The following is a 17,605-nucleotide window of genomic DNA, read 5'->3' as shown; positions in this document are numbered from 1 at the left end:
AGGCAAATGGTTGCAAAGCAAATTTAGATTTTATTTACTAGTCTGACTTGCCTCTATTCTATTTACGGCTTTAAATAATTGTAATTCAATTGGATTTAAACATAAAAGGCTGCTCTTAAAAAAGAGCAGCCTTTTATGTTTAAATTGATTCTAATCTTACAGAAGATCTTTAATTATCTTCTCTACTGTAATGCCTTCGGCTTCAGCTTTAAAATTCCGTACAATCCGGTGGCGCAAAATGGGTAATGCTACTGCTTGTACGTCTTCAATATCTGGTGAATATTTGCCGTTTAATAGCGCATTACATTTGGCTCCGACAATTAAATGTTGGGAAGCCCGGGGACCAGCGCCCCATTCCAGAAACTGATTTGCTTGCGGAGAAGCCATTTCGGTATTAGGACGAGTTTTATGGACTAAACGTACCGCGTAATCTACCACATTATCTACTACAGGCACCCGGCGTACCAATTGCTGGTAAGCCATAATGTCATCTGAATGCAATACTTTATTGATGGTTTGTTTGATATTGGAAGTAGTATTTTTTACTATCTGTAATTCCGAAGCAAAGCTAGGGTAGTCCAACGTAATATTAAACATAAAGCGGTCCAGCTGGGCTTCGGGCAAGGGGTAGGTACCTTCCTGTTCAATCGGGTTTTGGGTAGCCAAAACAAAAAAAGGCCGGGGTAAATCGTACCGCATTCCGGCAACCGTTACCGAATATTCCTGCATCGATTCAAGTAAAGCTGCCTGGGTTTTAGGCGGAGTCCGGTTTATTTCATCGGCCAAAACAATATTGGCAAATACCGGTCCTTTTACAAACTGGAAATTACGATTCTGATCCATGGTCTCGGAACCCACAATATCAGATGGCATTAAATCAGGCGTAAACTGAATCCGATTAAAGGATAAATCCAAAGATGAAGCAATAGTTTGAATTAACAGTGTTTTGGCCAGCCCCGGAACCCCCACTAATAAGCAGTGTCCTTGTGAAAAGATAGCCGTAAGTACTAATCGTACTACTTCATCCTGACCAATTATTATTTTGGAAATTTCACTGTTAAGGCCACGATAGGCCTGGTGCAGCGCATCGGCTGCTTCCTTATCCGAGCTAAAATGCTTCATAGGGTTCTAATAGAGATCAGAGCTTAAAATATCACATTTATTAAATTCTGGGTCAATATCAATAAATACCGTATTCTTGTTCTTCTCAAACCAATCAGCCAGGGCTTTATTTCTTTTCTCGTTCAAGGCGGCCGCAGCTAATTTCTGATAGTCATCTTTCATATTAGCTTGGTGCGGTGGCGTTTTAGATTTTAAGTAAATAATACGCATGGCCTGTTTGCCATCCTCGGTACGGTAAGGTAAAGGCTGAGTAATTGAACCAACTTTCATGGTATCAATTGTGAAGAAGATAGAAGGATCTACCTGGTCCAGCGGAATATACGTGCTACGGTCGGAACGGTTCATTAATAGACCGCCATTATCTTTAGTTATTTTATCATCAGACAAATCTTTAGCAGCTTTTGAGAAAGAAATGCTATCGGCCAGAATACGGGAACGCAATTTTTTTAGCTCTTCACCGGTGGCATCCATGTCCAGATCCGTAGATGTAGGCTTAATTAAAATATGACGGGTATTATATTCCTCGCCGCGGCGGGATATTAACTGGATTAAGTGGAAACCAAATTGCGACTCAACCGGGTCAGCAATTTGTCCGGGCTCTAATTTTAAAGCAGTGGCTTCGTATTCAGGAACCAGTTCTTTTTTCTTAAAGAAACCCAGTTCACCACCTTTAGCAGCAGATCCTGGGTCTTCAGAATATTGTGTAGCCAGGGATTCAAAGCTTTCACCGGCCAGAATACGTTTTTTAAACTCCAGCAGCTTATTCCGAACTTCTTCTTTTTGCTTTTTATTAACGGTAGCTAATTTAACTATCTGACCAATTTCTACTTCAGTAGAAAAATAAGGTAAGCTGTCTTTCGGGATTTTATTAAAGAACCGTTTTACTTCACTTGGCGTAACCGTTATCTTAGAAGTAATTTCTTGTTGCATTTTTTGCCCGATGAGCTGTTCCCGGATGGAAGGCCGTAAATCATCTTTTAATTGATTAAGGCTTTTGTTATAATATTCCACCAGTCGTTGCTCACTGCCAATCTGAGAAACGAAATACTGCATTCGTTCATTTAACTGGCCTTCTATCATGTCATCGTCCACCGTTACGGAGTCGATATCGGCCCGGGCTACCATTAATTTTTGGGTTAATAAAAAACGCAGGATAGCACATCTGTCTTTTTCGCTGGGGGTTCTGCCCTGAGCTGATTCCTGGGCAACGGCAGCTTCTAAATCGGAGCGTAAAACAATTTGGTTATTTACTTTTACTATAATACCATCCAGAGATTTGGGTTTTTGCTGGCCTGAAGCAAAAATGGATACACTTACGCAGAGTAGCAGTGTAAACAAGCCTTTTACAAATAAATTCACGAAGGGGTTATTAATCATTGGTTTTAATTCGGAAAAAGAAGCAAGTCTGGCGTTACGAATAAAACAATCCAGACCAGCGCACTAATAACGTAAATTCTTTCTAAAAAATTTTAAATAAGGTATAATTCGCAAAGGTATCTATTTCAGGTACAAAATAAAAAGCGCTGCCCTGGCAGGCAGCGCTTTTAAGCTTTATTTTTTTATAAGTTTTTCTACTTCAACCTGATTTACCACCACCGGGTACCGTTGCCGAAGTTCGGTTATCCATTCTTTCTCCAGGTAGTTTTGGAAATCAGAAGTTGCTATTCCCCGGGTTTCGTTTAACCTTTTGTAGGCAGGAGGTAATATTTGATGAATTTGAATAAAGTATATTCGGCCATCTCTTTCTACTGTTTGGGTGCCAGGTTGCCAGGAAACGGTATCCAATATTTTGTTTTCCCCTTTGGCAAATCTTTTCCGGCTGGCCTGTAAGGCTAACGGATTAGCATCATTTACAATCTGTTCTAAAACCTTTAAGTCAGTAGAATATAAATCGAACTGGACAGCTCGCTGAGTGCCACTAATTTTGCTTTCGGTATCGAGCAGGAGTTGCCTGTTCGGTACGCCTTTATTTTGTAAATAGGTTATTACATGATTAGCACGTTTTAATGCCAGCGTGGTGTTTTTCTGTGCTACTTCTCTGGCATCAATTTTACCGGTTATTACCAGGGTTAAGGACGTGTCAGCCTGAAGGCGGGTGGCCAGTTGGTCTAGTTGTGTTTTAGCCTGAGCTGAAATAATATCTTTGCCGGCCGCAAATACTATAGGTGCTGGTTTGCTTTTCCGTAGTTCGTACCGGCCGGTGGTCATTAATTTCTGAGCCGTAGCTAACGTTTCTTTATTTGCAGCACTTAATATGGTGGCTTCAGCACGGGTGTCCCATCTGTAATTTTCCCGGTTTCTTTCAAAAAAGTTTTTTAGCCCTACCGTATCTTCCAAGGCTTTAGACCAAACTTTTTCGTCCATTAGCTGAAATAGTAAAATGCCATCCCGGTATTCCCGCACCAGCATTTTATAATCTACATACTTATTTTCCAGATTTTCTTTCTCATAATCCATCAGGCTTTGTTCCACAAAAGCATCATACAGTAATTGCATGGCATGGGTTGGCGATGTATTTCTCCGGGCCTTCTGATTTGCCTGAATGTAATTGAAAAAGTCTTTTATCCGGTACACTTTACCTTTAATGGTGAACAATTGGGTATTTGTTTCTTTATCAGGAAAAGTATTCTGCCAGGTTCCTTTTACAATTGCCGAATCAGCTTTGCCTAAGACATAGGTGTTACTGCCTGCATCTTCCTGAAAATTATTTTCACCTTTTATTCTTTTTAAAAAGGCTGCTTTATTCAATTCAGAGCGAGAATCTTTGGCTACCCGACTCCGTAAAGATGGCTCCATGTCTTCATAAGGGGGTAAGTTCCTGCGCTCAATTAATTTAATTATATGCCAGCCGTAAGGCGTAAGCACCGGACGGGAAACATCGTTCGGATTGGTTAATTTAAAAGCTGCTTCCTCAAAAGAGGGTATCATGCGGCCTGTTCCAAACCATGGTAGTTCACCACCATTTTGTGCAGAACTGGCATCTTCAGAGAATTGAGACACTAACTTATCCCAATTGCCTTTGCGCGTTATTCTGTTGTATATTTCGTCTATTTTCTTTTTTGCAGCTACAGAATCAGCTTTAGGTAAGCCCGGAGTTGCCCGCACCATAATATGGGCTACTTTTATTTCGCCCTGAGCCGGCCGTAAATTATTTACTTTTACAACATGGTATCCAAACCGAGTTCTTACCGGCTCAGAGATTTGCCCCGGTTGCGTTTTATAAGCTGCATTCTCAAAGGGATAAACCATCTGCAAAGATGTGAAATACCCTAAATTGCCATGGTTTTCTTTAGCTGAGGCATCATCCGAATAGTCATGGGCAAGTTTCTCAAAATCTTCACCAGCTAATACCTGCTTACGTAATTCTATAATTTTATTGTAGGCCGCTACTGTGTCTTTGGGATCAGCATCGGGAGCTACCGCTACCAGAATGTGGGAAGCATTAATTTCTTTTTGCATCCGGGTGTAGGCTTCCCGGATTAACCCTTCGGTTACGCTTTTTTCTGTTAGATAAGGCTGGGCGAGTTGCTGTTTATAACCTTCCAGTTCGGTTTTAAAAGCCGTAGTGGTGTCTAGCCCCCGGCTTTCAGCATCCATAACCTTAAGCTTAAAGTTAGTATATAAGTCTAAGTATTCTTGTATACTGGCTCGGGTATAGGCATTTTCTGCGTTGCCGTTATTTTTATTATATACATACTCAAACTCAGTGGTAGGCACTGGTTTGCCACCTAGGGTTTCAATAACAGGCTCTTTAGATTTTGCAACAGAAGTTTCGGTAGCTTTACATCCCGACAAGAACCAAACCGCGGCACCAATATAGTAAAGGCATTTACGCATACAAAAGAAAGTATACTGGGTAAAAATGGTAAATAGTTAAATAAGAATTTGCTGGATGCAATTTTAGCGAAATTTTAAGTAGTAACGATAAAATTGTACGAGTTAATACGTGAAGTTTGTGTTTAAACCTTAAAAAGGCTATAACAGGTACTTAAGTTCCTTGATCGGAAACAGTTTTGCATCCAGCTTTTAAATAAGATTACCCAACTTTTTTATATAAGCGACAAACATTGGTGCCCTGGTCTGTCGTGAATTCTACTTTGTCCATTATGCGACGCACAAGCGCTATTCCGACACCTCCTTTTTTGCCAATCCGGATGTGGTCTTTTATATCAGGCTCTTTATAATTAGCCTGATTAAAGGATCTTCCTTTATCCGAAATTTCAAATAAGAAGGTGTCGTCTAACTTTTCAATAGTCAGCTTTATGAATTTGTTATTGTCTTCGTGGTTGGCATGAATAATTAGATTGGCTGTAATTTCATCTACAGCTAATATAATCTGGTTCAGGACAATGGCCGAAAGCCCGTAAGGGTGCAAAAAATCCGTAACAAAATCTCTGACTACTTTTAAGTTGTTTTTATTGCTACTAATCCGGATTGAGTTATTCATTCGCAACAGTCATGGCTTCGTCATAGCTGGAGACAATGGTCATGAGCAGGTCCAGGCCGAGAATCTCGAACACGTTTTTTACCTTTTCCTGCATGTTGAAGAATATAAGTTTGATTTGGGCGTCTTCGAAACGCTGTAAGTGGGAAATAAATACACCTAAACCAGCCGAAGAAATATAGTTTAAGCGTTCACAATCTACCAGGATTTTGCTGAATAGCATGATCTCGGGCTTTGAAAGTTCTTCGTCTAACATAACGGAAGAACTGGCATCCAATTCACCGTCTAAGCTTATGGTGATGGTTTTGTCATTAATTTGATGTGTTATTTTCATGGCTTTATTTTTACGTCAACTGTTTTAGTTTTGTTGAACATTTAAGAACTTAATTACGATCAGTGTCTGGTCGTCGTGGATAGGCATATCCTGACTAAAATCGTTTACATCGTTGATAATTGCGTATTTTATGTCATCGGCATTCAGGTGATAAGTTTGAGCCAGCATCTCCCGCAAACGGTCTTCGCCGTACTCTTCCTGTTTAATATTACGAGCCTCAACAATACCATCTGTATAGATAACCATGACGTCTCCGGGGTTATAATCGTAGTGCATGTTATGGATGCGTTTCCCATATGATTGATCCCGGATAATACCTAATCCCAGGCCATCGGTATTAAAATAAAAGGTTTCTTCTGTCATGGAGTTGTAATACAACGTATGACAATGCCCGGCCCGGGCAAAAAAGAACCCCCTCATTTTGTAGTCTATAATATACAAGGCCGAGGTAATAAAAGATGTCCTTTCCAGGCAGTGGGTTAAAGCTTGATTAGCTTTAACCATAAACTTAACTGGCTCCAAATCATCCTGCATTAATCCATGGAAGATCCCTTTCATTTGAGCCATATGAAAGGCGGCCGAAATACCTTTACCTGAAACGTCCCCAATTATAATAGCGATTCTACTCTCGCTTAGTTGCAAAAAGTCGTAGAAATCACCGCCAACTTCTTTTGCCGCCTGCGAAAAACAGCTAATTTCAAACCAGGTATCGCGCGGGAATGTTTTAGGTATTAAGCTGTCCTGAACGGAACTGGCAATTTTTAATTCTTCTTTATACCGTTCGTTTTGTAAAGCTTCGCTGGCTAAACGAAGGTTTTCGATAGTTAAAATGGTTTGGCTGGCAAAAGTCCGGATTACATTCACAGTTTCACGGTCATAGCCTTGTTCAATATCTTTTAATAAATATAAAACGCCATAAGTTCTTAACTGGGGTGATTTTAAGGGAACTACATAAATAGATTTGTAAGGGAGCTGCAAAGCTTTGAAATGGATATTGTTATCCAGGTTACCGTTTATATAATCTACGTTGGTAATGATAAAGCTTTGAACCAGGTTCCGGATTTGTACAATATTTGATTCTTCCAGATTAAGTACTTCTATTACTTCTGAACCCTCATCTATTAATATTTCTAACCAGGCAGCATCTGTATTAGATGCCTTAATAGCGCTATCAAATAAAGTTTTATAAACCTGCTGCTCATCTTCCCCTTGCTGTATTAGCTGGGTTAGCCGCTGAAAGTTAAGGAGGTCATCGCGCTTTTGCTCAAATACAGAAGAGGTTGGTAAACTAAAAAAGGCAACCAGAAAAGAAATTCCGGTATAGGTTACCACAAACATGCCCGCAAGCAAAATAAATGGATCATCCAGGTAATTTAACTGAATACCACTGGTTTCAGGGATGGTTTCTGTGAAATACCAGATAAAAATGCCTTGGCTAAGCAAAATGGCAAGAAGTAAAAAAATGGAGCGCCATCTTTTACCAGAGGTTAAATAGGCTACCCATTTTAAATGGGAGCTCAGGAATAAAACGTATAAGGCCAGCAGGGCCAATAGTGGAATAAAAATGATGCTGGTATAATCAAGGCGGAAAATAGATAGTAAAATGGTGCTGTATAGTAAAATTTCAAACCACCGCCATTCAAAATCCAGAGCCTTGGTTTTCTGAAATAAAATCAGGCGCCGCCAGATGTAAAAAGCTTTTGCAATAAAGTAAATAAAGAAGGCAAAATTAATGGTATAAATTACTTCAAGCAAGTACAGGTTTGTGTCCGTGTAATAATTAGTGTACACTTCATAGCCCAGGTAAAGCACAATACAGATATAGGCCGTGATGCCTGCCCGCGTAAATAATTTCCACAGGTAACCAATAAAATCAAGGCCTTTAATGCTGTTTACACTAATTCGTTGCAGCATGAAAATAGCTATCACGAAAGCAGCTTTAAGAATGTAATTCAGGTAATCGGATACCCCGGCCAAAGAAGCTGAAAGCTGGCTTTGGGAATGGTTAAGCAGAATATTTCCTAAAAGCAGAAACCAGCTTAAAACCGCAATAAATAGAAAAGTTTTCTTAAAATTTACCGGATTAGGCATGTAGTACTGGTCGTGCTTTTGCTCGTAAGGATATTAAAATTTGTGAAACGTAAGTAAGTAAATTTGTAGGTATATACGAAAAAAAGTCTCTTATAGCTAAAGGCATAGTTATTTAAACTTAAAAAGAATTACACCAGGAAATACCAATCTGTGTTCCCTGGTGTAAAGCACACTACTTCTTTTTTGTAATTTAAGTTTAGAAATATACTATTTTTTCTTTATTTCTAACGCGTATAGTTCGGCGCTTCCCGAATAATTTGTACGTCGTGCGGGTGACTTTCGCGTAAACCGGCAGCTGTAATTTTAACCATTTTAGCGTCCTGTAATTTGGCAATAGTACCAGCACCACAATAACCCATACCGGCACGTAAACCACCTGCTAATTGGTATAAAACTTCACTTACTAAGCCTTTGTATGGTACCTGGCCTACTATTCCTTCCGGAACCAGCTTTTTCAAATCATCTTCGGCATCCTGGAAATAACGGTCTTTAGAACCATCTTCCATGGCTTCAATAGAGCCCATGCCCCGATAGGTTTTAAATTTACGGCCTTCCAATAGCACCATTTCACCCGGAGCTTCTTCGGTGCCCGCTAATAAAGAACCAATCATGACGGTACTGGCACCACCGGCAATAGCTTTCACAATATCACCCGAGAATTTGATACCGCCATCAGCAATTACTGGAACACCGGTGCCTTCTAAACCACGAACGGCTTCTATTACTGCAGAAAGTTGAGGAACCCCAATACCAGCAATAATACGGGTGGTACAAATACTGCCTGGTCCAACACCTACTTTCACAGCATCGGCTCCGGCTTCGGCTAAAGCCCGGGCTCCTTCGGCAGTAGCTACGTTACCAGCAATTAAATCTAAATTAGGAAAATTGTTTTTTATTTCTTTTACGGCATTTAATACACCTTGCGAGTGGCCATGAGCGGTGTCCACACTTATTACGTCTACGCCGGCTTCTACTAAAGCAGCTACCCGGGCTAGGGTATCGTGGGTAACGCCAACGGCGGCTCCTACGCGTAAACGGCCAAATTCGTCTTTGCAGGCGTTAGGGCGGTCTTTTCTTTTAAGAATATCTTTATAAGTAATTAAACCTACTAATTTTCCGTCATCTTCTATTACCGGCAGTTTTTCTATCCGGTATTGTTGCAAGATATCTTCGGCCTCAGTCAGGCTAATACCTTTAGGCGCCGTTATCAGGTTTTCTTTAGTCATGATTTCAGAAATCTTCATAGCTGTTTTTTTCTGAAACCGGATATCGCGGTTGGTGATAATGCCCACCAGTTTTTTATCGTTGTTCGTTACCGGAATACCTCCAATGTTAAATTCCTTCATCAGGCGTAAGGCATCTCCTAAAGTAGCATTTTCATCCATGGTAACCGGATCCAGGATCATACCATTTTCGGCACGTTTTACTTTACGTACCTGTTTGGCCTGTTCCTTAATTGTCATGTTTTTATGGATGATGCCAATGCCCCCTTCCTGCGCCATAGCAATAGCCAGTTCGGCTTCGGTTACGGTATCCATTGCCGCAGAAATTAAAGGAATATTAAGCCGGATATTACGGGTTAACGGAGTTGATGTATCGCATTCGCGTGGAAGTACCTCTGAATGAGCTGGTACTAAAAGAACATCATCGTAAGTAAGGGCTTCGAAAAGAATTTTGGATTGAGAGGAGTGCATGGCAAATACATTTCGTTATTTGCCGCGTAAAGTTAAGCTAAATTTTTGTAATAATTGTTATAGATCATTAAGTAAATTTATATTTAAGGTTTAAAATTTTAAAACTGCACTTAATTAATAAAGGGGTATGGCAACTTGTTTTTGCAGCGGCCAACTATTTATACCTCTTTTTAGGTTTGTAAATAAAGAGTTTATGCCGTTACTTTTAAAATAAATTGCCTGCACACCCCAAAAGCCAATATGATTAATAAATGTTACGAGCTTATTGGGAGAAATAAGCGCAAATCTTAAGCTATTGTGGTTAAAACAATTAAAACTTATGGTAAATAGTAGGTTTTATACTTCTCTGGTTCCCGGGCATCATAAAGTTGTATATCTTCGCCGCAGTCTGGTCTTTTACGTTCAGTTGCGGCTATTGCAGATAAGGTTATACGGTTCTTTTTATAAAAAGCAGGCTGCAATATGCACTCTTATAACCTGGTAATCCCTGAGAAAATAACATGAGTCTTTTACAACTCTTACTAATTGGCCTCCAAAATATTTCAGATTGGATGGCTTCTTTAAACATATTTGAAGTTTTAGGTACTCTTAGTGGTGCCATGGGGGTTTGGCTAGCGGCCAGAGAAAATAAATGGAACTGGCCGGTAAGCATGGTTAGTGTCTTGCTGCTTATGTATGTGTGCTATCAGGCTAAATTACTGGCTGATGTGGGTTTAAATGCTTTTTACTTTGTGACCAGTGCCTATGGTTGGTATAGCTGGACTCACGGTAAAAAAGAAGGGGAAGAGCTAAAAGTATCCCTTACCAGTTCCAAACAATGGCTTTTGCTATCGGGGTTTGCGCTGGTTTTTACTGCCGGTCTGGGGTATGTGCTTAGTAATTATACCACCGCCGATTTGTCTTATCCTGACTCGGCTGTTACGGCCATTAGTTTATCTGCTTACTGGATGCAAGCCCGTAAAAAGTTGGAAAACTGGATTGTCTGGTTTGTGGTAGACATTGCTTACGTCGGTATCTATCTGTATAAGCAATTGTACCTGCTAATGAGCCTTTATCTTGTTTTCCTACTTTTATGCGTGCAGGGTTATTTTCATTGGCGACGTTCCTGGCAACAAAACCAAGCTTAAAGATTTAAACTAGGGAGGCTGGTTCTTTTTCTAATCTGCCATCTAATAAATTTATAATTCTGGTGCCATAGGTCGCATTTTTTTCTGAGTGCGTAACCTGAATAATAGTAGTACCTTCCTGGTTTAAGCGCTGGAAAAGCTCCATTATTTCTTCGCCTTGTTTAGAATTTAAATTGCCGGTAGGTTCGTCGGCTAAAATTAATTTGGGTGCCGCAATTACTGCCCGGGCAATTCCAACTAATTGTTGCTGCCCGCCTGAAAGCTGATGCGGAAATAAATCTTTTTTGCCTACAATATTAAACCGGTCTAAAATATCGGCTACCATTGCTTTGCGTTCAGAGGATTTTACATCCTGGTACAAAAGAGGGGTTTCGATGTTTTCGTAAACAGTTAATTCGTCAATCAGGTGGTAGCTCTGGAAAACAAAACCTATAAAGTTTTTGTGTAACTGGGTGCGCTCTTTCTCTTTAATTTTGTGAACGGGCTTGTCCAGAAAGAAGTATTCGCCACTGGAGGGCTCCTCAAGCATGCCTATTATATTTAGCAGCGTAGATTTTCCAGAACCAGATGGTCCCATGATGGAAATAAATTCTCCTTCTTTAACCTCCAAGCTAATGTTGCGAAGAATGAAAGTGCGCGAGAAAGCACTGGAGTAATATTTGTCTATATCCTGTAAAACTAGCATACCAGCTTTGTAAGTTAAGTTTGATTACTGAAATCCTTTTTATTTAGTAGTTATATCAGCATTGCCTGGTAATAATAACCTGGCAATGCTGAGAAGACAAAATTACATGCGATAACTTAATTCGGTAGTGCCTCCACTGGTTGATAATTTTACCGGAGTGCCGCCTCCGTTTATGCTGCCTTTAACCCGGTTTTTCTCAGAAGAACCCGTGAAATTAGATAATTGAGTTTTAACACTATTCCCGGCTAAATCTAAATCCAAGCCTTTTCCGCCAGGTACTGTAGCATGTACACTTCCGCCGCTCGTGGTTAAAGTTAAAAATTTTCCTAATCTTTCTACGTCGGCATGAATGCTGCCGCCACTGGTGTGCGCTTCAATATCGCCCGAAACACTTTTTAAATGAATACTACCACCAGAAGTGTGCGCTTTTAAGATCCCGGTAGCTTCGTCTAGGTTTATGGATCCACCAGAGGTATGAGCATCTAAATTGCCATTATATTGGTTAACCCGAATGCTGCCCCCGGAAGTATGAGCAACAATTTTACCTTTTATATTTTTAAAGGTTAAACTACCTCCGCTGGTTTTTACCTCCTGGGTTCCGGTAACATTACCTAAGCTAATGCTGCCTCCGCTGGTATGTAAATTAGTGGTAGTTTGCTGAGGTACTTCAATTTCAAAAGAAACGCTTAAAGATTCATCATCCCAGATCCAGCTTTTTTCTTTTCTTTCGGCAACGGCATATAAAGTATTTCCTTCTTTTCTGATGTCGAAAGTATATTTTGCTAATAATTCTTTGCTAGGTGCATCGTTGCGGTTTCGCCAGTTTGAGGGACGAATATACATAGTTATTTTAGCCATATCGCTTTTAGTACCGGTTACCTTAATACTTCCTCCGGAGGTCTTTGTAATAAGTTTTCCATTACTTCCTAAATTAAATTCTTTAACTAGATAAGGCTTTTGTTCATCCTGAGCAAAAGATAATAAGGCTCCAAACAGCAGAGTAATTAAGAGGAGGAAGGTAAGAGCAAATTTTTTCATAGTGGCTTTTTATTAATGATTATTAAGTGGTTAACTGGGATAGATGCCGTGTTTTTGGTAAAAGTTGCTTCAGTAAATACGATTTCATAAAAGATAACTTGGCTTTATTTAAAAAGTAACATGTTTCAATAAATATACCTTTACTTAAGAAGAGTGCCAATAAGTTAATGTATTGAAATTTAGCTGGTTGTTTTTTATTTGAGTACATAAAATTTATTAAGTCGTCCGTTTTTGGTACAATTTGTTGTTCGATTTTAGAACAAATATTAGGATGCGTTTTAAATTGGGAAGTACGAAGATGTAAGAGGGGGGCAATAGGTAGTCTTGTTGATTAGTAATTAATCAAAACTTATAATTCCGTACTTTGGTCACCTAATATTTGTGTATAATCAAAAATCTCTTTTAACCGGTTGAATAAAAACATCAGGAAAATAGCTATTACAGGTCCGGAGTCTACAGGAAAATCAACCTTAGCAGCGGCATTGGCGGCGCATTATAATACCGCTTGGGTGCCGGAATTTGCCCGTACTTATCTGGAAACCTTATCGCGGCCTTACGCCCAGCAAGATGTAGAAAGTATTGCCAGAGGCCAATTAGAAAGTTATCAGCAAGTTTTAGCAGGAGCTAAAAACGTATTATTTGCCGATACAGATTTACTGGTTATTAAGATATGGATGCTGAATGCCTATGGAAACTGCCCGGACTGGATTTTAGAGGCTTTACTAAAGCAGGATTTTGATTTGTATTTGTTGCCCGATATAGATTTGCCTTGGGAAGAAGATCCTCAGCGGGAACATCCACATTTGCGCCAATATTTTTATGATTGGTATAAGCGGGAATTAAAACAGTATGGCTTTAACTTCGTCGAAATATCGGGGACAAAAGAAGTACGTTTCCAAAATGCGTTAAATCACGTAAATGCTTTACTCCAAAATAGGTAAAATAATATGATACATTATCTGGAAAATGAACATTTTAAAATAGGTGTGAAGGAAAGCGGGGCAGAACTTTGCAGTTTCATAAACAAAACAACTAACCTAGAATATATATGGCAAGCTGACCCGGCTATTTGGCCCCGTCACGCCCCGGTGCTTTTCCCAATCGTGGGTAAAGTGCCTGCTAATAAGTTCGGTTTCGAAGGCGAAACCTATAGCATGTCGCAACATGGTTTTGCCCGTGATCAGGATTTTAGTTTAAAAAGTACCTCTAAAACAGCGCTCTCTTTTGAGCTAATAAGTACTCCTGATACCTTAGCCCTTTATCCTTTCTCGTTTCGCCTGGAAATCAATTATACCCTAAATGGCAATTGTCTGGATATTAACTATCGGGTAGAAAATTCCGGGGAAAAGGAAATGTATTTTTCCATTGGCGCGCATCCCGGATTTACCTGCCCTTTATTACCTGATGAACAATTTAATGATTACTATTTAGAATTTGAACATCCGGAAACGCAAAGCCGCGAACTGTTAACCGATGGGCTGCGAAATGGCGAAATGGAACCTGTTTTAAAGGAATCAGCAGAGCTACCTTTAAATTATGAAATATTTGAAAAGGATGCAATTGTACTAAAAGGATTAAAATCGGAGAGAATTTCTTTAAAAAGTCGAAATCACTCCCACGGCTTAGATTTTGAGTTTAAAAACTATCCTTATTTTGGTATCTGGACAAAAGAAAAAGATGCGCCCTTTATATGCCTGGAGCCGTGGCATGGTGTGGCTAGCCGCCTTACAGACAGCGGTGAGTTAACACAGAAAGAAGGAATTCTTAAACTTGAATCGCAGGGAAAATTTACCTGTTCTTATCAAATTAAGGTTTATTAAATAAAATAAAATAAATAAAGAAGCCTGAGCAACATATATAGGTGCTCAGGCTTCTTTATTTAATACCTCTACTTAGAGAATATTAAAGTCCCATCCTCATCCACAAAAATACGGGACGGCTTTCTGTTATAATCTGGTTCAAAATCGTTAATAGGCAAGCTAATGCCTGGAGGTAAATCCAGGTCGGGCAAATCGTAACCTACTGGTTCTCCACCGTCGTCATCATTGCCTTCAGAAGGGCGGTTATTATTATAATTACGTTTCGGCATAACCATAAAGTAAGCCAGAATAAGTAAAACTACAGCGGTGTAAAATAAGCTAATCATACAGCGTAAGTCCCATAAGAAAGTGATGAGTTCATTTTAAGTAAATCGCCAGATATTAAGAGGAAATAGGTGGTGATTTTAGCTACTCGTTTTAACGAAGAATTATTCAATAAGTTTATAATTTTATGCTACAATATTAAATTTATGTTATGATATTATAGTATCTGCTCTTGTTTAAAACAGAAGGTCTGATTTTTATTCTCCCAAAAGAGCTTTACCTTTGCGGCCGTTTAGGGGTGCCTTACAATTACGGGCTGAGATTATACCCATTGAACCTGATCCGGGTAATACCGGCGAAGGGAATAACGGTCTTCTTTATGCTTATACCTTTTCAAGGGAGGCATCTCTGCATATAAATTAAACCTTTTACAATTATTGCAGGATGAAAAAATTATTCTCCTTATGGGCTGTTTTATTATGCCCACTTTTAACTTTTGCCCAATTTACTTTAACCGGCCGGATAACAGATGCAGGTTCGCAGCAACCATTAACTGGGGCAACTGTGTTGGCGGGCAGTGTAGGAACTACCACAGATAATTCGGGTAATTTCAGTTTTGTTAACTTGCCAGCTGGTAAAGTAACCGTAGCTATTTCTTTTGTGGGTTACGAAACCAGCCGGCAAACAATTTCTTTAAAGCAGGACACCAATCTGAATTTTGCATTACGGTTAACCAGTGTACAAACCGAAGAAGTAGTGATTTCGGCTACGCGGGCTAATGAGAAAACGGGTACTACCTTTACCAATGTAAGCAAAGAACAGATTCAGGAGCGAAATTTTGGTCAGGATCTACCTTATTTATTAGATCAGACGCCTTCAGTAGTGGTTAATTCTGATGCTGGTGCAGGCGTGGGCTATACCGGAATCCGGATTCGGGGATCGGATATTACCCGGATTAATGTAACAGTGAACGGTGTGCCTATAAATGACCCGGAATCGCACGGAACTTTCTTCGTGAACATGCCAGATTTGGCTTCTTCCGTTCAGGATGTGCAAATACAGCGGGGCGTAGGTACTTCTACCAATGGGGCCGGAGCTTTTGGCGCTAGTATAAATATTCGTACGCTTACTCAAAACCGCCAGGCGTATGCCGAAGCAAGTAATTCTTTTGGGTCTTTTAATACCTGGCGCCACACCTTAGCTTTTGGTACAGGGCTTATTAATAATAAATTTACTTTTGATGGGCGCCTTTCCAAAATTTCTTCGGATGGGTACATGGACCGTGCCTTCTCTAATTTAAAGTCTTATTATTTTGCTGCTGGGTATTACGGCAAAAACAGCTCTTTACGGTTTATTACTTTTTCTGGACAAGAAAAAACGTACCAAGCCTGGAATGGCGTACCACAGGATTTGCTTAAAACCAACCGAACCTATAATTCTTTTACTTACGAAAACCAAACCGATAATTATCAGCAAGACCATTATCAGTTACATTACAACAAAGGTTTAGGAAAAAGATTTGATTTTGGAGGCGTAGCCTTTATGGTACGTGGCCGGGGGTACTACGAAGAGCACAAAGAAAATCAGCGACTTTCTAATTACAACATTCCGGCAGTTGTAGTTGGTGCTACTACCATAAACCGCAGTGATTTAATTCGTCAGAAGTGGTTAGATAATTATTTTTACGGCGCCTCTTATGCCCTGAATTATAATGCAGCTAATCCTAAGTTTACTGCTACCCTGGGTGGTGCCTGGAATCAATACAATGGCGACCATTTTGGGGAGGTTATCTGGGCAAGGTATGCTTCTACTAGCGAAATCAGACACCGGTATTACGATGGCAATGCGCTAAAAACTGATTTCAATATTTTTGGCAAAGCCAATTACCAACTAACAACTAAATTGGGTTTGTTTGGCGATTTACAATACCGTACTGTAAACTATGAAATTACAGGAACCGATGATGACAAACGCGACATTACGCAACAAGCTAATTTTAATTTCTTTAATCCTAAAGCGGGTGTTACCTATGCCCTAACGGATAACCACATGCTCTATGCTTCTTATGCCGTAGGAAACCGGGAGCCGGTACGATCAGATTTTGTAGACCGCAAGGGGGCCGATTCGCCGAAAGCAGAAACGCTTTACAACCTGGAGGCTGGTTACCGGCTAAACAGAAATGCTACTACTTTATTTGGCCAGAGTGGACGCTATAGCATAGAGACTAATTATTTCTTTATGGATTACAATAACCAATTGGTTTTAACCGGACAGTTAAACAATGTAGGATCGCCGCTTCGGACTAATATTAAAAGCAGTTACCGGTCGGGGGTAGAATTAGCCGGTTTAATAAACCTGAATGAATTCCTGGAGGTAAGCAGCAATTTAACGTTGAGCCGCAATAAAATCCGTAATTATAACGAAACGTTGTATGTCTATGACCAGGATTATAATGTAGAAGAGGTACAGGTTAATGCTTACAATGAAACGAACATTGCTTTTTCACCAAATGTTGTTTCTGCTCATAAGCTTGAAATACAGCCAATTCGCGGATTAAAAGCAGCAATTTTGTATAAAACAGTGAGCAAACAATACCTAGACAATACTTCCAGCGAAGATCGGAAGATTAATCCTTATCAGGTGGCTGATTTTAGAATGCGTTATACCATTAAACCAAGCTTTATGCGGGAAATTGAAGTTGCTTTGCTGGTTAATAACTTGTTTAACAGAAAGTATGAAGCTAATGGCTACACCTACAGCGAGCGGTATGCCGGTGATGCAACCCGGTATGATTACAATTACTATTATCCGCAGGCTACCCGTAATTTCTTAGCCTCCTTAAATTTGCGGTTCTAGTTCTGAATTATTAATTAAATTAACTTCTAGTAAATTTTTAAGCCTGCGTACTACAACGCAGGCTTTTTTATACCTTTTACTTAGCTATTACATTAAAATTTTTCTGTTAAGAAAAGAGGAGTAGTGTTTG

General features: G+C 39.7%; 14 protein-coding genes and 1 riboswitch. Of the genes, 4 read left to right on the top strand and 10 right to left on the bottom strand.

Features of this window, described 5'->3' with window-relative positions:
- Positions 1 to 156: 156 nt before the first annotated feature.
- The 7 genes from ADHAQ_RS0102935 to guaB all read right to left on the bottom strand — a co-directional run bounded on the left by ADHAQ_RS0102935 (position 157) and on the right by guaB (position 9,685).
- Positions 157 to 1,122: an AAA family ATPase gene (locus tag ADHAQ_RS0102935; RefSeq protein ID WP_026461650.1), complete on the bottom strand. Its 966-nt coding sequence runs from the start codon at positions 1,120 to 1,122 to the stop codon at positions 157 to 159.
- Between the two features lie 6 nt (positions 1,123 to 1,128).
- Positions 1,129 to 2,499: a peptidylprolyl isomerase gene (locus ADHAQ_RS0102930; RefSeq protein WP_051359682.1), complete on the bottom strand. Its 1,371-nt coding sequence runs from the start codon at positions 2,497 to 2,499 to the stop codon at positions 1,129 to 1,131.
- 174 nt (positions 2,500 to 2,673) lie between these two features.
- Entirely contained in the window at positions 2,674 to 4,959 is a 2,286-nt protein-coding gene (locus tag ADHAQ_RS0102925) for a peptidylprolyl isomerase (RefSeq protein WP_026461648.1), read from the bottom strand.
- A 199-nt stretch (positions 4,960 to 5,158) separates the two neighbouring features.
- Entirely contained in the window at positions 5,159 to 5,569 is a 411-nt protein-coding gene (locus ADHAQ_RS0102920; protein ID WP_026461647.1) for an ATP-binding protein, read from the bottom strand.
- The gene (locus tag ADHAQ_RS0102915; RefSeq protein ID WP_026461646.1) at positions 5,562 to 5,900 is read right to left on the bottom strand and encodes an STAS domain-containing protein; all 339 of its coding nucleotides are present in this window, start codon (positions 5,898 to 5,900) and stop codon (positions 5,562 to 5,564) included. Before ADHAQ_RS0102915 ends, ADHAQ_RS0102920 begins: the two co-directional genes overlap by 8 nt.
- Positions 5,901 to 5,924: 24 nt before the next feature.
- Positions 5,925 to 7,991, bottom strand: coding sequence for a GAF domain-containing SpoIIE family protein phosphatase (locus tag ADHAQ_RS24375; RefSeq protein WP_051359681.1), 2,067 nt, complete (start codon positions 7,989 to 7,991; stop codon positions 5,925 to 5,927).
- 224 nt (positions 7,992 to 8,215) lie between these two features.
- The gene (gene guaB / locus ADHAQ_RS0102905; protein WP_026461645.1) at positions 8,216 to 9,685 is read right to left on the bottom strand and encodes an IMP dehydrogenase; all 1,470 of its coding nucleotides are present in this window, start codon (positions 9,683 to 9,685) and stop codon (positions 8,216 to 8,218) included.
- 500 nt (positions 9,686 to 10,185) lie between these two features.
- Here guaB and pnuC point away from each other — a divergent pair, with 500 nt between their 5' ends.
- Positions 10,186 to 10,812: a nicotinamide riboside transporter PnuC gene (gene pnuC, locus ADHAQ_RS0102895; protein ID WP_084523717.1), complete on the top strand. Its 627-nt coding sequence runs from the start codon at positions 10,186 to 10,188 to the stop codon at positions 10,810 to 10,812.
- Between the two features lie 4 nt (positions 10,813 to 10,816).
- Here pnuC and ADHAQ_RS0102890 read toward each other — a convergent pair whose 3' ends face one another.
- On the bottom strand, positions 10,817 to 11,497 hold the full coding sequence (locus tag ADHAQ_RS0102890; RefSeq protein WP_026461643.1) for an ABC transporter ATP-binding protein: 681 nt from the start codon (positions 11,495 to 11,497) through the stop codon (positions 10,817 to 10,819).
- Positions 11,498 to 11,599: 102 nt separating this feature from the next.
- Complete coding sequence (locus tag ADHAQ_RS0102885; protein WP_026461642.1) at positions 11,600 to 12,535, bottom strand: DUF4097 family beta strand repeat-containing protein; 936 nt, start codon at positions 12,533 to 12,535, stop codon at positions 11,600 to 11,602.
- 410 nt (positions 12,536 to 12,945) lie between these two features.
- On the opposite strand from ADHAQ_RS0102885, the gene ADHAQ_RS0102875 reads away from it, so the two are divergent.
- Both ADHAQ_RS0102875 and ADHAQ_RS0102870 read left to right on the top strand, forming a co-directional pair.
- Positions 12,946 to 13,476 carry an AAA family ATPase gene (locus ADHAQ_RS0102875; protein WP_245590565.1) on the top strand — a complete coding sequence of 177 codons (531 nt, stop codon included), beginning with the start codon at positions 12,946 to 12,948 and terminating at the stop codon, positions 13,474 to 13,476.
- Between the two features lie 6 nt (positions 13,477 to 13,482).
- Entirely contained in the window at positions 13,483 to 14,355 is an 873-nt protein-coding gene (locus tag ADHAQ_RS0102870) for an aldose 1-epimerase family protein (RefSeq protein WP_026461639.1), read from the top strand.
- A 68-nt stretch (positions 14,356 to 14,423) separates the two neighbouring features.
- On the opposite strand, the gene ADHAQ_RS24370 is transcribed toward ADHAQ_RS0102870, so the two are convergent.
- The gene (locus ADHAQ_RS24370; protein WP_051359680.1) at positions 14,424 to 14,681 is read right to left on the bottom strand and encodes a hypothetical protein; all 258 of its coding nucleotides are present in this window, start codon (positions 14,679 to 14,681) and stop codon (positions 14,424 to 14,426) included.
- Positions 14,682 to 14,903: 222 nt separating this feature from the next.
- Positions 14,904 to 15,001: riboswitch (TPP riboswitch) on the top strand.
- 62 nt (positions 15,002 to 15,063) lie between these two features.
- Here ADHAQ_RS24370 and ADHAQ_RS0102855 point away from each other — a divergent pair.
- Positions 15,064 to 17,475, top strand: coding sequence for a TonB-dependent receptor (locus tag ADHAQ_RS0102855; protein WP_026461638.1), 2,412 nt, complete (start codon positions 15,064 to 15,066; stop codon positions 17,473 to 17,475).
- The last annotated feature ends 130 nt before the right edge of the window (positions 17,476 to 17,605 follow it).

It is taken from the genome of Adhaeribacter aquaticus DSM 16391, from assembly GCF_000473365.1.
Lineage (GTDB): Bacteria > Bacteroidota > Bacteroidia > Cytophagales > Hymenobacteraceae > Adhaeribacter > Adhaeribacter aquaticus.
This window is presented reverse-complemented; position numbering and strand designations above follow the sequence as displayed.

Bases quoted from the DNA above. Each gene is read 5' to 3' on its own strand.
- ADHAQ_RS0102935 (WP_026461650.1), bottom strand. From the start codon at position 1,122: ATGAAGCATTTTAGCTCGGATAAGGAAGCAGCCGATGCGCTGCACCAG.
- ADHAQ_RS0102930 (WP_051359682.1), bottom strand. From the start codon at position 2,499: ATGATTAATAACCCCTTCGTGAATTTATTTGTAAAAGGCTTGTTTACA.
- ADHAQ_RS0102925 (WP_026461648.1), bottom strand. From the start codon at position 4,959: ATGCGTAAATGCCTTTACTATATTGGTGCCGCGGTTTGGTTCTTGTCG.
- ADHAQ_RS0102920 (WP_026461647.1), bottom strand. From the start codon at position 5,569: ATGAATAACTCAATCCGGATTAGTAGCAATAAAAACAACTTAAAAGTA.
- ADHAQ_RS0102915 (WP_026461646.1), bottom strand. From the start codon at position 5,900: ATGAAAATAACACATCAAATTAATGACAAAACCATCACCATAAGCTTA.
- ADHAQ_RS24375 (WP_051359681.1), bottom strand. From the start codon at position 7,991: ATGCCTAATCCGGTAAATTTTAAGAAAACTTTTCTATTTATTGCGGTT.
- guaB (WP_026461645.1), bottom strand. From the start codon at position 9,685: ATGCACTCCTCTCAATCCAAAATTCTTTTCGAAGCCCTTACTTACGAT.
- pnuC (WP_084523717.1), top strand. From the start codon at position 10,186: ATGAGTCTTTTACAACTCTTACTAATTGGCCTCCAAAATATTTCAGAT.
- ADHAQ_RS0102890 (WP_026461643.1), bottom strand. From the start codon at position 11,497: ATGCTAGTTTTACAGGATATAGACAAATATTACTCCAGTGCTTTCTCG.
- ADHAQ_RS0102885 (WP_026461642.1), bottom strand. From the start codon at position 12,535: ATGAAAAAATTTGCTCTTACCTTCCTCCTCTTAATTACTCTGCTGTTT.
- ADHAQ_RS0102870 (WP_026461639.1), top strand. From the start codon at position 13,483: ATGATACATTATCTGGAAAATGAACATTTTAAAATAGGTGTGAAGGAA.
- ADHAQ_RS24370 (WP_051359680.1), bottom strand. From the start codon at position 14,681: ATGATTAGCTTATTTTACACCGCTGTAGTTTTACTTATTCTGGCTTAC.
- ADHAQ_RS0102855 (WP_026461638.1), top strand. From the start codon at position 15,064: ATGAAAAAATTATTCTCCTTATGGGCTGTTTTATTATGCCCACTTTTA.